Origin of the sequence: Paraburkholderia strydomiana, assembly GCF_046030495.1 — a bacterium.
In the GTDB taxonomy this organism is placed as follows: Bacteria; Pseudomonadota; Gammaproteobacteria; order Burkholderiales; family Burkholderiaceae; genus Paraburkholderia; species Paraburkholderia strydomiana_A.
Genome location: NZ_JAQQCJ010000052.1, coordinates 1 through 13,378 on the forward strand (window position 1 = coordinate 1; position 13,378 = coordinate 13,378).

General features: G+C 63.1%; 10 protein-coding genes and 1 pseudogene. 8 read left to right on the plus strand and 3 right to left on the minus strand.

The genetic code is table 11. The annotated features are described in order from the left end of the window. Positions 1-401: 401 nt before the first annotated feature. Positions 402-1,439 (plus strand): transporter, encoded by a 1,038-nt coding sequence (locus PQQ53_RS34560; RefSeq protein ID WP_408150235.1) that lies wholly within the window; start codon positions 402-404, stop codon positions 1,437-1,439. Between the two features lie 343 nt (positions 1,440-1,782). Here PQQ53_RS34560 and hmpA read toward each other — a convergent pair whose 3' ends face one another. Further along, entirely contained in the window at positions 1,783-2,964 is a 1,182-nt protein-coding gene (hmpA, locus tag PQQ53_RS34565; protein ID WP_408329156.1) for an NO-inducible flavohemoprotein, read from the minus strand. A 109-nt stretch (positions 2,965-3,073) separates the two neighbouring features. Here hmpA and norR point away from each other — a divergent pair, with 109 nt between their 5' ends. The 7 genes from norR (at position 3,074) to PQQ53_RS34600 (ending at position 12,227) form a co-directional block, all read left to right on the plus strand. Then, positions 3,074-4,669, plus strand: a complete 1,596-nt coding sequence (gene norR / locus PQQ53_RS34570) for a nitric oxide reductase transcriptional regulator NorR (protein ID WP_408329159.1) — start codon at positions 3,074-3,076, stop codon at positions 4,667-4,669. A 240-nt stretch (positions 4,670-4,909) separates the two neighbouring features. Beyond that, the gene (locus tag PQQ53_RS34575) at positions 4,910-5,752 is read left to right on the plus strand and encodes an HTD2 family dehydratase (RefSeq protein ID WP_408158071.1); all 843 of its coding nucleotides are present in this window, start codon (positions 4,910-4,912) and stop codon (positions 5,750-5,752) included. 40 nt (positions 5,753-5,792) lie between these two features. Beyond that, positions 5,793-6,956 carry an acyl-CoA dehydrogenase family protein gene (locus PQQ53_RS34580; protein ID WP_408150274.1) on the plus strand — a complete coding sequence of 388 codons (1,164 nt, stop codon included), beginning with the start codon at positions 5,793-5,795 and terminating at the stop codon, positions 6,954-6,956. Between the two features lie 26 nt (positions 6,957-6,982). Beyond that, positions 6,983-8,161: a CaiB/BaiF CoA transferase family protein gene (locus PQQ53_RS34585; RefSeq protein ID WP_408150276.1), complete on the plus strand. Its 1,179-nt coding sequence runs from the start codon at positions 6,983-6,985 to the stop codon at positions 8,159-8,161. An 82-nt stretch (positions 8,162-8,243) separates the two neighbouring features. Continuing rightward, on the plus strand, positions 8,244-9,632 hold the full coding sequence (locus PQQ53_RS34590; RefSeq protein ID WP_408150278.1) for an MmgE/PrpD family protein: 1,389 nt from the start codon (positions 8,244-8,246) through the stop codon (positions 9,630-9,632). Continuing rightward, positions 9,629-10,441, plus strand: coding sequence for an HpcH/HpaI aldolase/citrate lyase family protein (locus tag PQQ53_RS34595; RefSeq protein WP_408329162.1), 813 nt, complete (start codon positions 9,629-9,631; stop codon positions 10,439-10,441). The genes PQQ53_RS34590 and PQQ53_RS34595 overlap by 4 nt, the downstream gene beginning before the upstream one ends. 400 nt (positions 10,442-10,841) lie before the next feature. Next, positions 10,842-12,227 (plus strand): MFS transporter, encoded by a 1,386-nt coding sequence (locus PQQ53_RS34600; protein ID WP_408329165.1) that lies wholly within the window; start codon positions 10,842-10,844, stop codon positions 12,225-12,227. A 218-nt stretch (positions 12,228-12,445) separates the two neighbouring features. Here the strand turns inward: PQQ53_RS34600 and PQQ53_RS34605 are convergent, their stop codons facing one another. Next, positions 12,446-12,814 carry a response regulator gene (locus tag PQQ53_RS34605; RefSeq protein WP_408150284.1) on the minus strand — a complete coding sequence of 123 codons (369 nt, stop codon included), beginning with the start codon at positions 12,812-12,814 and terminating at the stop codon, positions 12,446-12,448. Between the two features lie 434 nt (positions 12,815-13,248). Next, positions 13,249-13,378: pseudogene (locus PQQ53_RS34610) on the minus strand (electron transfer flavoprotein subunit alpha/FixB family protein); the annotation flags it as partial.

Genomic DNA, 13,378 nt, shown 5'->3' on the forward strand with positions numbered 1-13,378 from the left:
GCGCGCAGTCAGAGAACTCCAGCCGCTCCAACGCCTTGCTTTAACTTGACTTGCATCGTACGCGTAAGCGCGCGCCCGGCGGATGATCACCCATACATTCTTCCCCGCCCCGCTAGTCAGGACCTTCAAATGAACCTCCCACTGATCGCGTCCTGACGCCGCAATATGACGTTCTTGTGACCATTAAACCTCAATAGCCTGAACGTTAGGCCCTGATAAGCAAACAAAAAATTAACGGGTTAACCTTCTTTCGATTGGCCGCGATATGCTCGGGCATTTCGTTCCAATCCAGTCTGCGCGTACCGAAGATGGGAATCGCGGCGTGCCTGCCGGAATTTCATCTTCAGCCGCAAAAATGGCCGGATGCCGATTCGGCACGGGAAGCAAACGCTGAACGACATATGAAATCTGACCTGCTATTGCAAACCTACGGTGCCGATTCGTCCGGCATGGTATGCGGCTTCCTTTTTTCTTCGACCCGCGCCGGGCGGCCGATCGACGCGGACCAGGTCCTCGAATGGCTTCGTGAGCAAGACGTGCACGGTGAGGCGAAAGAGGCCGGCGAGTTTCTCTGGCTTCATTTCAATCTGGCGCACAGCGCGAGCGAGCGCTGGATGAGAGCGCAACTCGACTTGCCGGAGGCATTCTTCGACGCATTGCAGGAGGGTTCGCACTCGACGCGTATCGAACATGCAGATGGCGCGCTACGCGCAGTCGTCAACGACGTCATGTTCAACCTCGAGTTCATTCCTTCTGAAATCGCGACGTTATGGATCTACGCGAATCAGCGGATCATCGTTACCGCGCGCCTCAAGCCGCTGCGCTCGGTCGACCGCTTGCGCGCGTCGGTCAGAGAAGGGGAAATATTCAGGTCACCTGCGGAATTGCTGGTTCACCTGATGCGCGACCAGGCTGACTTGCTGGTGCAGATTGTCCGGCGAACCAGCGCGGACGTCGACCGGATCGAGGACCGCTTCCTTTCGCAACGGCCGACACAGAACCGGCTCGACCTCGGCGCGATGCGTCGTATGCTGACGCGGTTGCAACGCATGCTCGCACCGGAGCCTGGCGCGATCTTCCGTTTGCTCGCACGGCCGCCGCGCTGGCTTCAGCAAGAAGACGTGCAGGATCTGCGCGAATCGACGGAAGAGTTCTCCGTTGTTCTCTCCGATGTGGCCGGACTGATCGAGCGGGTCAGGCTGCTGCAGGAAGAAATCATCTCCCGGCTCGAAGAGCAGAACAACCGCACGCTGTTCACGCTGACGCTGGTGACCGTGCTGGCGATGCCGATCAATATCGTCGCGGGCTTCTTCGGAATGAACGTGGGGGGTATCCCATTCGCCGAGAATCGCCACGGGTTTTGGGTCATGGTGTTCCTGGTCGCCGCCTTCACGGGGCTGGCCGGGTGGTGGGCGTTTCGCCGGCGCAAGGAGCGGTAGGAAAGAGCGGTTTCACGTGACCGTGAGAGCGTGCGCGCCGCTCTTCAATCAACTTTTCTCCGCCCGAAGAGCACGTCAAGGCGCCCGCAGAGTCCTGCGTCCAGACCTGTTCGTGCAAGTACGAGCCCGACGCGCATCATCGTCGTGAATGGACGCCTGGATGCCCGCAAGCACCGCAATCTGGATGCGAGCGGCCACATAATGCTGGGCACGAAGCCCATCGTGAGAAGCGATAGACAAAACAAAGTGGCCGATGGAAGGAGAACCCGGAGGCCCCCCAAGCAACTTCAATTCCCCTACCGCCCCCAACGATTCAAAACAGCCGACAAACACTCAAACAGGCCTATTCAAGCGCCGAAGCCGGCCCAAAGAACTCATAACGGCTTTGCGACTCCGGCACACCAATCGCCTTGAGATGCTTCTTCACCGCTTTCATGAACGCGATCGGCCCGAGGAAATAGACGTCGACATCACGCGTTTCCGGCAACCATTGAGCAAGGCGTGTCTCGTCGAGATAGCCGATGCCATGCGCGTCCGCATCACCCGCACGATGTTGCTCATAGCAATAGAAGCGCTTCAGCCGCGGATAGCGCGCAGCCAATGCGTCGATCGCATCACGGAACGCATGAACCCCGCCATGCCGCGCCGAATGGATAAAGTGCACAGGACGATCGGTATTCAGCGCGGCTTGCAGCATCGCCAGCGTGGGCGTGATGCCCACACCGCCGCTGATCAGCACCAACGGCTTGTCGGTATGTTCGAGCTTGAAATCGCCGGCCGGCGCGAACAGTTCCACGGTGTCGTTTTCGTTCACGCGCGTATGCAGATAGTTCGACACTTTTCCGTTCGGTTCGCGTTTCACGCTGATGCGGTACTCACGTCCATTCGCCATGGCCGAGAGCGAATAATTGCGGCGCACTTCTTCGCCATCGATGACCAGTCGCACGCCGATGTACTGCCCGGGATGAAATGCGAGCAACTCGCCGCCATCGTCAGGACGCAGATAGAACGACGTGATCTCATCGCTCTCACGCACTTTGCGCGCGACCCGGAACAGACGCGTGCCGCGCCACCCACCCGGTGCCCCTTCCCGTTCGGCGTAGATTTGTTCTTCGAGCCCGCTCAGCAGATCGGCGAGTTGCTGGTAGGCAGCGGCCCATGCCGCGATGACCGCATCGGTTGCGATTTCCGCGCCGAGCACTTCGCGGATGGCGCGCAGCAGGCACTGCCCGACGATTGGATAATGCTCCGGCAGGATATTCAGCGAGACATGCTTGTTGATGATCTGTGCGACCAATCCGCCGAGCTGGTCGAGTTGATCGATATGACGCGCGTACATCAGCACGCCATTGGCCAACGCACGCGGTTGCGCGCCGCTTGCCTGATTCGCCTGATTGAACAGTGGGCGCACTTCCGGATATTCGCTCAACATCAGGTTGTAGAAGTGCGTGGTCAGCGCCTCGCCTCCGCTTTCGAGCAGAGGAACGGTTGCTTTGACAATGGCGCGGTGTTCGGCGGAAAGCATATGAAGTCCTTGGGTGATGGGTTATGCAACTGATCTGCGAGACGGGATTTACTATCCACGATTCGTGCCAGGTATAAAATGCAGTTAAATCAAAGATCTGGGTATTAAAATGGTCGATTCGACCCCGGTCAAAAAGACTCCTGACGGAGTCAATCTGACTGCAGAAGCACTGCTTGACGCGCTGACGCCGCTGATCCTCGATCTGTCGCGCGATCTGTCCGACCGCGAACGCTATCGCCGTTTGCTCAGCAGTCTGCGCACGCTATTTCCGGGTGACGCCGCCGCGCTATTGCGTCTCGAAGGCGACACGCTCGTGCCGCTGGCTATCGATGGCCTGAGCAGCGATACGCTCGGACGGCGTTTTCGGGTCGGCGATCATCCGCGCTTCGAACGTTTGCTGTCGCGGCCCGAGCCGACGCGCTTCGCGGCCGACTCCGATTTGCCTGACCCTTACGACGGCCTCGTGCAAGGCGTGCCTGGGAAGCTCGAAGTGCACGACTGCCTCGGCTGTCCGCTGTTCATTCGCGGTCGCCCTTGGGGCCTGCTCACGCTCGACGCACTGGACCCAGCCCGCTTCGACGCGATCGACATGGCCTCGCTGCGTGCATTTCTCGGCCTTGCCGCCGCGACGGTGAGCGTCGTGGAACGGATCGACACGCTGGCCCGCAGTGGAGAAGAAGCGCGCCTTCGCGCTGAAGCCTACCGGCAGGCGAGCAGCCAGAGCCGTCGCGAGTTGATCGGCAGCAGCGATGCTCATCACCACATGGTCAAGGAGATCGAGGTGGTCGCCGCAAGCGACCTGACCGTGCTGATCACAGGCGAGACCGGCGTTGGCAAGGAACTCGTGGCGAATGCGATCCACGCGTTGTCGCCGCGAGCGAACAAGCCGCTGGTGAGTCTGAACTGCGCGGCGTTGCCGGACACGCTGGTCGAGAGTGAATTGTTCGGGCATGTGCGCGGCGCGTTCTCGGGCGCGTCGTCGGATCGGCGCGGCAAATTCGAACTCGCGGACGGCGGCACGATCTTTCTTGACGAGGTGGGAGAGCTGCCGCTCGCCGTGCAAGCCAAACTCTTGCGTGTACTTCAGAACGGCCAGCTACAGAGAATTGGTTCGGATCACGAACATAAAGTCGACGTGCGGCTGATCACCGCGACGAATCGCGACCTCGCCGAAGAAGTGCGGGCAGGGCGGTTTCGGGCGGACTTTTATCATCGTCTGAGTGTCTACCCGTTGCGCGTGCCGCCCTTGCGCGAGCGAGGTCGCGACGTGCTGCTGCTGGCAGGCTTTTTCCTCGAAGAGAATCGCTCGCGGCTTGGCTTGCTGAGTCTGCGGCTGGCGGCGGACGCGCAGGCCGCGTTGTTGCGCTATCCGTGGCCGGGCAATGTGCGGGAACTCGAGCATCTGATCGGGCGCAGTGCGTTGAAGGCGCTGGCCGCCAATCGTGAGCATCGCCGCATTCTCACGCTGAGCGCCGCCGACTTTGCGCTGTCCGATACGCCGCACGGAGAAAAAATCCCGGCACCCACAGGGGTGACGCAGGAGAGCGGAGCGAAGGATTTTCGCAGCGCGGTGACGGAGTTCGAGCGTTCCATCGTGCTCGACGCGCTCGCACGCAACAAGCAGAATTGGGCGGCGGTCGCACGTGAACTCGGGCTCGACAGGGCAAATCTGAATCGTCTGGCGAGGCGGCTTGGGCTTAAATGAAGCGCAGGCCTGCAACGGGCGATAGTAAAACCACGTATGCAGCGACTCGGTAACCTATGAGGTGAACGCATCGACGGCCAGCGGTCAGCACTCACGAGTTATCAGCACAAACCCGCCGCTCGCCGCGCGCCTTAAGCAAAACCAAAGGCCCGATTCGAAAATGCAAACTTCGCGGAACGCACCGCGTCGTTCATAGTAGGGCTCTACCAAGCTAACCAAGCGTATCCGGAGACTTCGCCCATGTCCGCGGCCTCAGAGAAACTCGACGACTGGCTCAACAAGGAGGCGGTGACCGAAGACGACATCACCGCCTTTCCGCTGACGGCGCTGGCCGCCACGCTCGATCGCGAAGAAAACGGCGCTACGGTGCCGCCGTTGTGGCACTGGCTGTACTTTCTGCCGGTCGCGCCGATGTCCGAAGTCGGCGCCGACGGTCATCCGAAGCGCGGCGGCTTCCTGCCGCCGGTGCCCCTGCCGCGCCGCATGTGGGCCGGCGGCCGGCTGACCTTTCATGCCTCGCTCAAAGTGGGCGAGCGCGCCACGCGCACCTCGGCCATCGCCAATATCGAGGACAAGACCGGCCGTTCGGGTCGCCTCGTGTTCGTCACGGTGCAGCACACTATCGAAGCGGGCGGCGAGCTGAAGATCGAGGAAGAGCACGACATCGTCTATCGTGACGCGCCGCAGGAAGGCGCGCGGCCGCAAACACCGCAACTCGCGCCGCAAGGCGAAACGTGGCGCCGCACGATCGACACCGACGCGGTGCTGCTGTTCCGCTATTCGGCGCTGACCTTCAATGGGCATCGCATTCACTACGACTACCCGTACGTCACGCAGGTCGAAGGCTATCCGGGCCTCGTCGTTCACGGCCCGTTGATCGCGACGCTGCTGGTCGATCTCGTGCGCCGCGAACAGCCGAACGCCACGCTGCAAAGCTTCGCGTTCAGGGCGCTGCGCCCCACGTTCGCCGGCCAGCCTTTCACCGTGTGCGGCCAGCCCTCTGCCGACGGCAAAACCATCGAGCTATGGGCCAAAGACCACGAAGGCTATCTGACCATGCGCGCGACGGCCGCGCTTGCCTGACCTTCGCTTGAACATCGGCTGAACTCCAAGAGATTCGACTATGCAAACCACGCAACAGGATTCGTTTCAGGACATTCGAGAAGCAGTGCGCGATCTGTGTCAGCAGTTTTCCGGCGAGTACTTCCGCAAGATCGACGAAGCACGCGGCTATCCGGAAGAGTTTGTCGATGCGCTCACCAAGGCCGGCTGGCTGGCCGCGCTGATTCCGCAGGATTTCGGCGGCTCGGGGCTCGGGCTCACGGAAGCGTCGGTCATCATGGAAGAGATCAATCGCGCCGGCGGCAACTCGGGCGCGTGCCACGGCCAGATGTACAACATGGGCACGCTGCTGCGTCACGGCTCGGAAGAGCAGAAGCGCAAGTATCTGCCGAAAATCGCATGCGGCGACTTGCGTTTGCAATCGATGGGCGTGACCGAGCCGACCACCGGCACCGACACCACGAAGATCAAGACCACCGCCGAGCGGCGCGGCGACCGTTATGTGATCAACGGGCAGAAGGTATGGATCTCGCGCGTGCAGCACTCCGACCTGATGATTCTGCTCGCGCGTACCACGCCGCTGTCCGACGTGAAGAAGAAGTCGGAAGGCATGTCGATCTTTATCGTCGATCTGCGCGAAGCGATCGGCCACGGCTTGACTGTGCAGCCGATCCTGAACATGGTCAATCACGAGACCAACGAGCTGTTTTTCGATAACCTCGAAATCCCCGCGGAGAATCTGATCGGCGAGGAAGGGCAGGGCTTCAAGTACATCCTCGACGGCTTGAACGCGGAGCGCACGCTGATCGCCGCGGAATGCATTGGCGACGGCTACTGGTTCGTCGACAAGGTGACCGGGTACGCGAAAGAGCGCGTCGTGTTCGGCCGTCCGATCGGCCAGAACCAGGGCGTGCAATTCCCGATCGCGCGTTCGTTCATCAACGTCGAAGCGGCGAGTTTGATGCGCTTCGAAGCGGCGCGTCGTTTCGATGCGCACCAACCGTGCGGCGCGCAGGCGAACATGGCGAAGCTGCTCGCGGCCGACGCGTCGTGGGAAGCCGCCAACGCCTGCCTGCAATTTCACGGCGGTTTCGGCTTCGCGTGCGAATACGACGTCGAGCGCAAGTTCCGCGAAACGCGTCTATACCAGGTCGCGCCGATTTCGACCAATCTGATTCTCTCGTACGTGGCCGAGCATATTCTCGGGCTGCCGCGTTCGTTCTGACATTCAGGCAGAAGGCAGACATAGACATGAGACCACTCGACGGTATCAAGGTCGTCACGCTCGAACATGCAATCGCTGCGCCGTTCTGCACGCGTCAACTCGCCGATCTCGGCGCACGGGTGATCAAGATCGAGCGCCCCGGCGTCGGTGATTTCGCGCGCGGCTACGACGAGCGCGTGCATGGACTGTCGTCGCATTTCGTCTGGACCAATCGCTCGAAGGAGAGTCTCGCGCTCGATCTGAAGCAGCCCGAAGCAGCGGAGATTCTCGGCGCGCTGGTCGCCGATGCCGACGTCCTGGTGCAGAACCTCGCACCGGGCGCGGCGGAGCGGCTCGGTCTCGGCTACGACGCGTTGAGCGCGAAGTACCCTAAGCTGATCGTTTGCGATATCTCCGGTTATGGCGCCGATGGTCCTTATCGCGACAAGAAGGCGTACGACCTGCTGATCCAGAGTGAATCCGGCTTTCTGTCGATCACCGGCTCACCTGGCGCGCCCGCCAAGGCAGGCTGCTCGATCGCGGACATCGCCGCCGGCATGTACGCGTATTCGAACATCCTCAGCGCATTGCTGTTGCGCGGCCGCACGGGGCGCGGCTGCCGCATCGACGTGTCGATGCTGGAAAGCATGGTCGAGTGGATGGGCTATCCGCTCTACTACGCGATCGACGGTCAGTCCCCGCCCGCGCTGTCGGGCGCGGCGCACGCAACGATCTATCCGTACGGACCATTTCCCGCCGGCGACGGCAAGACCGTGATGCTCGGCCTGCAAAACGAGCGCGAATGGAAGCTGTTTTGCGAGCGCGTACTCGAACAACCGGAACTCGCCACCGACGAGCGCTTCGCGTCGAACTCGAAACGCACGTCCGCGCGCGACGCGTTGCGCGAGGTGATCGTCGCGGCCTTTGCGAAGCTGAGCGCCGCGCAGGTGATCGAGCGGCTCGATCAGGCCGGCATCGCTAATGCGCAGATGAACACGCTGGGCGACGTGTGGGCGCATCCGCAATTGAAGGCGCGCGAGCGCTGGCGGGAAGTCGGCACGGCGGCGGGCGCGGTGCCCGCGCTGTTGCCGCCGGGTCTGCCTGCCGATTTCGCACCGCGCATGGACCCGGTGCCCGCACTCGGTGAGCATACCGAATCGATTCTGCGCGAACTCGGCTATGACAGCACGCGCATCGATGCGCTGCGTGCGGCCGGCACGATCTGAAGCGCCTTTTCGCGCCGGCGTGTGGACGACGCCATGCCGGCAATCCGAACAAACCCTGAACGAACCCGACTCCCGCACGCTCATGAACGATCATCCCAGTCTCACGCTTGCCACCTTCGCCGCGCAGCTCGACTTCGACAGCATTCCGCACGCGGTGGTCGAGCGCACCGTCAACCTGTACGTCGACTGGCTCGGCTCGGCCTTGGCCGGTAAAGGCGCGCGACCTGTTGAAACGATTGCGCGCTTCGCACGCCAGGCAGCGGGCGCGACGCAGCACGGCCCGTGCGAAGTGTTGATCGACCGCAGCCGCACCACGCCCTATTTCGCGGCGATGATCAACGGCGCGGCATCGCACTTCGCCGAACAGGACGACGTGCACAACGGCTCGGTGTTTCATCCGGCAACGGTGGTGTTTCCGGTGGCGCTCGCGTTGGCTCAAGCCACGCAGGCATCGGGGCGCGATTTCATCGCGGCGGCGGTCGCGGGTTATGAAGTCGGTATCCGCATCGGCGAATTTCTGGGCCGCTCGCACTACAAGGTATTTCACACCACAGGCACGGTCGGCACGATCGCGGCGGCGGCCACGGCCGGACGGCTGCTCGGGTTGTCGCCGACGCAGATGCTCGACGCGTTCGGGTCGGCCGGGACGCAAGCTAGCGGGCTGTGGGAGTTTCTGCGCGACGCCGCCGACTCGAAGCAACTGCACACGGCGATGGCCGCCGCCAACGGGCTGATGGCCGCGCAACTCGCCGCCGACGGCTTCAAGGGCGCGACGCATATTCTCGAAGGCGCGAAGGGCATGGCGGCGGGCATGTCGAGCGACGCCGATCCGGCGCGCCTCGTCGACCGGCTGGGCAGCCGCTGGGCCACCGAGGAAACCTCGTTCAAGTATCACGCGGCGTGCCGTCATACGCATCCCGCCGCGGACGCACTGCTCGCCGTCGTGCAGGACCACCGTCTCGCACCACGCGATATAGCGAAGGTGGTTGCGCACGTGCATCAGGGCGCGATCGACGTGCTCGGCGCGGTCGTCACGCCGCGCACGGTGCATCAGGCGAAGTTCAACATGGGCACCGTGCTCGGGCTCGTCGCGCATCACGGCTATGCGGGCGTCACCGAATTCGAACACGGCTTCGACGCGGATACGATCGCCGCGTTCCGCGACAACGTCACGATGGCCTTCGATGCCGAGGTCGATGCAGCCTACCCCGCGCGCTGGATCGGCAAGGTCACGGTGACGACCACCGATGGCCGTGTCCTCAACGGTCGCGTCGACGAACCGAAGGGCGATCCGGGCAACACGCTGTCGCGCGATGAAATCGCGACCAAGCTGCATCGGCTGGCGGCATTCGCGGGCGCGGCCACCGAAGGCGAAGCGGCGCGTTTGCTCGGCAACGCATGGCATATCGCGGAGCAGACTGAGGTCGGCTCGGTGTTCGAAGCGACATCGCACGCGACGGTGCTCGCATGAACGCCACGCTGCCCCGTTCGTATCTGTTCGTGCCGGGCAACCGGCCCGAGCGTTTCGAGAAAGCGCACGCGGCTGGCGCGGACGCGGTGATCCTCGATCTCGAAGATGCCGTGCAGCCCGATGAAAAATCCATGGCGCGCGCGGCCGTGCTGGCCGCTGTATCGGACGGTGCATCACGGCCCGCGTGGGTGCGCGTCAACGGCTCGGATACCGTGTGGTTCGACGACGACGTTGCCGCGCTCGCAAGCCAGACCGGCGTCGCCGGCATCGTGCTGCCGAAGGCCGAGGCGCGCGAGCAGGTCGACGCGGTGCTCGCGCACGCGCATCCGGGGTTGCGCGTGTTGCCGATCGTCGAGACCGCCCGAGGCTTTGCGAATCTGGCGGTGTTGTGCGCCGCGCCGCGCGTGCAGCGCATCGTGTTCGGCACGCTCGATTTCCAGATCGACCTCGGCATCGACGGCGATGCCGAGGAGTTGCATGTGTTCCGTTCGCAGATCGTGCTGGCATCGCGGCTCGCGGGAATCGGCGCGCCGGTGGATGGCGTGTCGACCACCATCACCGACGCCGATGCTATCGAAGCCGACGCGCGGCGCGGCCGGCGCTTCGGTTTCGGCGGCAAGCTGTGCATTCATCCGAAACAGATCGACGCGGTGCATCGCGCCTATGCGTGGAGCGAGGCCGAGCAGGCGTGGGCGCGGCGCGTGTTGGCGGCGGTGGAGACCAGCAGCGGCGCGGCGGTGGCGGTGGACGGCAGGATGGTCGACATGCCGGTGATTCTGAAGGCTCGCAGGATCGTGGCGGGTCGATAAGCCGCGCGCACGCGGCGTGTGAATTCGTTGGACGTCTGATCGCGTGCGTGAAACGGCGCGGTGCATGAAGATGCACCGCGCCGTTTTGCTTTGCTGCGCGCAGGGCGGGCCATGCGGAACGGAGCCGGGCCGATCGACCCAAACTGCGCTGTCCCGTCGGATGCCGCCCCGCACCGGGCCGGAACCGTCTCGTACCCTTAACCGCAACAAAACATCGGCTTCCAATAATGCCAATTCCCTCACCACGCCGGCTGTCGCACTCTTAGCACTACACGACACGGCGACATCGAACCGTGTCGCCCAGGACCCCGCGTCAGAGCCGTTGCATGCAAAAAGGCGGCGACGCGGAACTGTTTTGCGCAAGCGGCTCAACCGCGTGCGGCCTCTCAGGAGACTAAGTTTGGCAACCGTCACAGTCAATTCCGGGGCGCGGCTCGACCGCCTGCCCATCACCCGTTTCCACTGGAACATTCTTGGCCTGATCGGCGCAGGCGCTTTCCTCGACGCATTCGATATCTATCTGGCCAACGGCGCGCTCGCGGCGATGGTCAAGAGCGGCTTCACCGATTTGCGGCTCGGCTCGTTTTTCATCTCCGCGACCTTCATGGGCATGATGATCGGCGCGGGTCTGTCCGGCTATCTCGGCGACCGCTTCGGCAGGCGCTATTCGTATCAGGCGAATCTGGCGATCTTCGGTGTCGCGTCGCTTGCCGCGTGCTTTGCCCCGAACATCTACTGGCTGATCCTGCTGCGCTTCATCATGGGTGTGGGGCTGGGCGCCGAACTCGTGGTGGCGGCGGGCACGCTGTGCGAATTCGTGCCGCCCGCCACACGCGGACGCTGGACCGCGCTGCTCGCGCTGATCATCAACTCCGGTTTGCTCGGCGCGACCGCGATCGGCTACTGGGTGATTCCGCATCTCGGCTGGCGTTACATGTTCGCGATTGCGGGGCTCGGGGCGCTGATCGTGTGGTTTCTGCGGCATCGGATGCCGGAGTCGCCGCGCTGGCTCGAAACGGTGGGGCGGCTCGACGAAGCCGAGGCCACGGTGTCGGCGATCGAGCGGCAAGTCGAAGCGCGCGTCGGCAAGTTGCCGCCGGTCGCACGCGTGGTCAGCCACGAGGTGCCGGCCGCGCCGTTCTCGGCGCTGTTCGTGCGCGGGATGATCGGCCGCACGCTGGTGGCGGCGTTGACCTGCATGGCGATCAACATGTCGCTGTATGGGTTCGTCGCGTGGCTGCCGACGTTCTTCGTGAAGGAAGGGTTGACGATCGTGCAGTCGCTCGGCTTCGTGCTGCTGATGTCGTTCGGTGCGCCGGCCGGCGCGGTGGTCGGTTATCTCGTGACCGACCGGCTCGGGCGTCGCAATGGCATCGTGCTGTTCTCGCTCGTGACGATTCTGCTCGGCTTCGTGTACGTGCAGATGCGCTCGCCGGCGGCGATCTCGGTCGTGGGCTTCGCGTTGGTGACGGCGATCTATACGGTCTGCACGCTTGGACTGTTCGGCTATATCCCGGAGTTGTTCCCGACCGCGCATCGGTTGCGCGGAACCGGTGTCGCGGGTACGTGCGGACGCGCGGCGTCGATGTCCACGCCTTATGTGGCGCTGCTGCTCTACACGCGATTCGGCGTGACGGGTGTGCTGACGATGGTCGGCGGCGTGCTGCTTCTGCTCAGCGTCGCGATTCTGGCGCTGCGGATCGAGACCAGTCAGCAGACGCTGGAGGATATCTCGCCCGATGCCGATTTGACGCCGCGTGGGGAGTTGATGGAGAAGTCGGCGTAGCGGTGCCGGGGGAATGCGCGAATGTCTGAAGACGGTCTGGCGACTCGGGCCGTCAATTGCAACCGTGTTCCACCGGGGCGAAATACACAGACAGGGACACAGACAGGGACGCGATTTGACGCAAGCGCAGCGCAAAGCCATGCTTTGCTATCGCGCACGCTTGCCCGTTGGGCCGAATGCTTGCCCCGTTGTCGTGCGCGAGCGGCAAGGCCAAATGTTCAGCAAACGCCTTGGGTTGTCGCGCCGTTCTCGCATTCGGCGAGCAGCGACAGCAGTTTATCCAGCGCGAACGGCTTGCGAAGAAAGCCCTTCATGGGCAACGAGGGCGCTTCGCCGCTGCCGCTCGTCAGGATGACAGGGACCGACGCGAGTCCACTCGTGGCCTGCATCGATTCGATCAGTTCGGCGCCATCCATGTTGGGCATGCGCCAGTCACACACGACGGCGCTCACGCGCGTGCGTTGCAAACGTTCGAATGCTTCGACACCGTCCGCCGCCGTGGCCACTGTATAGCCACGGCCGACCAGCACGGCACGTAACGCGGACAATGCTTCGGGTTGATCGTCCACGAGTAAAACGCGACTCATGATGCTTATGCCTGGAAAAAATCGGGTTTGCGTGCGGTCGTCGTGAGCGCGTGGCGCTCTCTCGACGACAGGGAATGCGAGCCAGACGGTCGTACTTGTCTTGTCCGGTCGAGTCGATTGAGCGAGCAAGGGATGTGCCTGACGGTCATGGCTTGAGTACGTGAGACCTGGTTGGTGTCGCGAGGGCGTGCTGTTGTTGAGTTGCGCGACGGCGTCAATGGGGTGTGTGTGGCGGAGTGCGCGCTTGCGCGGTGGAGAGTGCGGCGGACCGACGTCGCGAAGTGAGTACGATGCATGGCTACGCGAGGTAAGCGATTCAACCGTTACCGGTAATCGCAGCATCCGGCACATGGGCTTTCGAAGTGGGAAGGGCGTAAGCCAAAACATTCTATCGACCAGGCGCGACGTCGAACACGGCGCGCCTGTAGCTTGCATCAGGCGACTTCACCCGCCATTTCCGGCACGACGCTGAACAGATCGCCTACGAGACCATAATCGGCGACGCTGAAAATCGGCGCTTCCGGGTCCTTGTTGATCGCGACGATCACCTTCGAGTCTTTCATG

Bases quoted from the DNA above. Each gene is read 5' to 3' on its own strand.
- PQQ53_RS34590 (WP_408150278.1), top strand. From the start codon at position 8,244: ATGAACGATCATCCCAGTCTCACGCTTGCCACCTTCGCCGCGCAGCTC.
- PQQ53_RS34575 (WP_408158071.1), top strand. From the start codon at position 4,910: ATGTCCGCGGCCTCAGAGAAACTCGACGACTGGCTCAACAAGGAGGCG.
- PQQ53_RS34595 (WP_408329162.1), top strand. From the start codon at position 9,629: ATGAACGCCACGCTGCCCCGTTCGTATCTGTTCGTGCCGGGCAACCGG.
- norR (WP_408329159.1), top strand. From the start codon at position 3,074: ATGGTCGATTCGACCCCGGTCAAAAAGACTCCTGACGGAGTCAATCTG.
- PQQ53_RS34605 (WP_408150284.1), bottom strand. From the start codon at position 12,814: ATGAGTCGCGTTTTACTCGTGGACGATCAACCCGAAGCATTGTCCGCG.
- PQQ53_RS34585 (WP_408150276.1), top strand. From the start codon at position 6,983: ATGAGACCACTCGACGGTATCAAGGTCGTCACGCTCGAACATGCAATC.
- PQQ53_RS34560 (WP_408150235.1), top strand. From the start codon at position 402: ATGAAATCTGACCTGCTATTGCAAACCTACGGTGCCGATTCGTCCGGC.
- PQQ53_RS34580 (WP_408150274.1), top strand. From the start codon at position 5,793: ATGCAAACCACGCAACAGGATTCGTTTCAGGACATTCGAGAAGCAGTG.
- hmpA (WP_408329156.1), bottom strand. From the start codon at position 2,964: ATGCTTTCCGCCGAACACCGCGCCATTGTCAAAGCAACCGTTCCTCTG.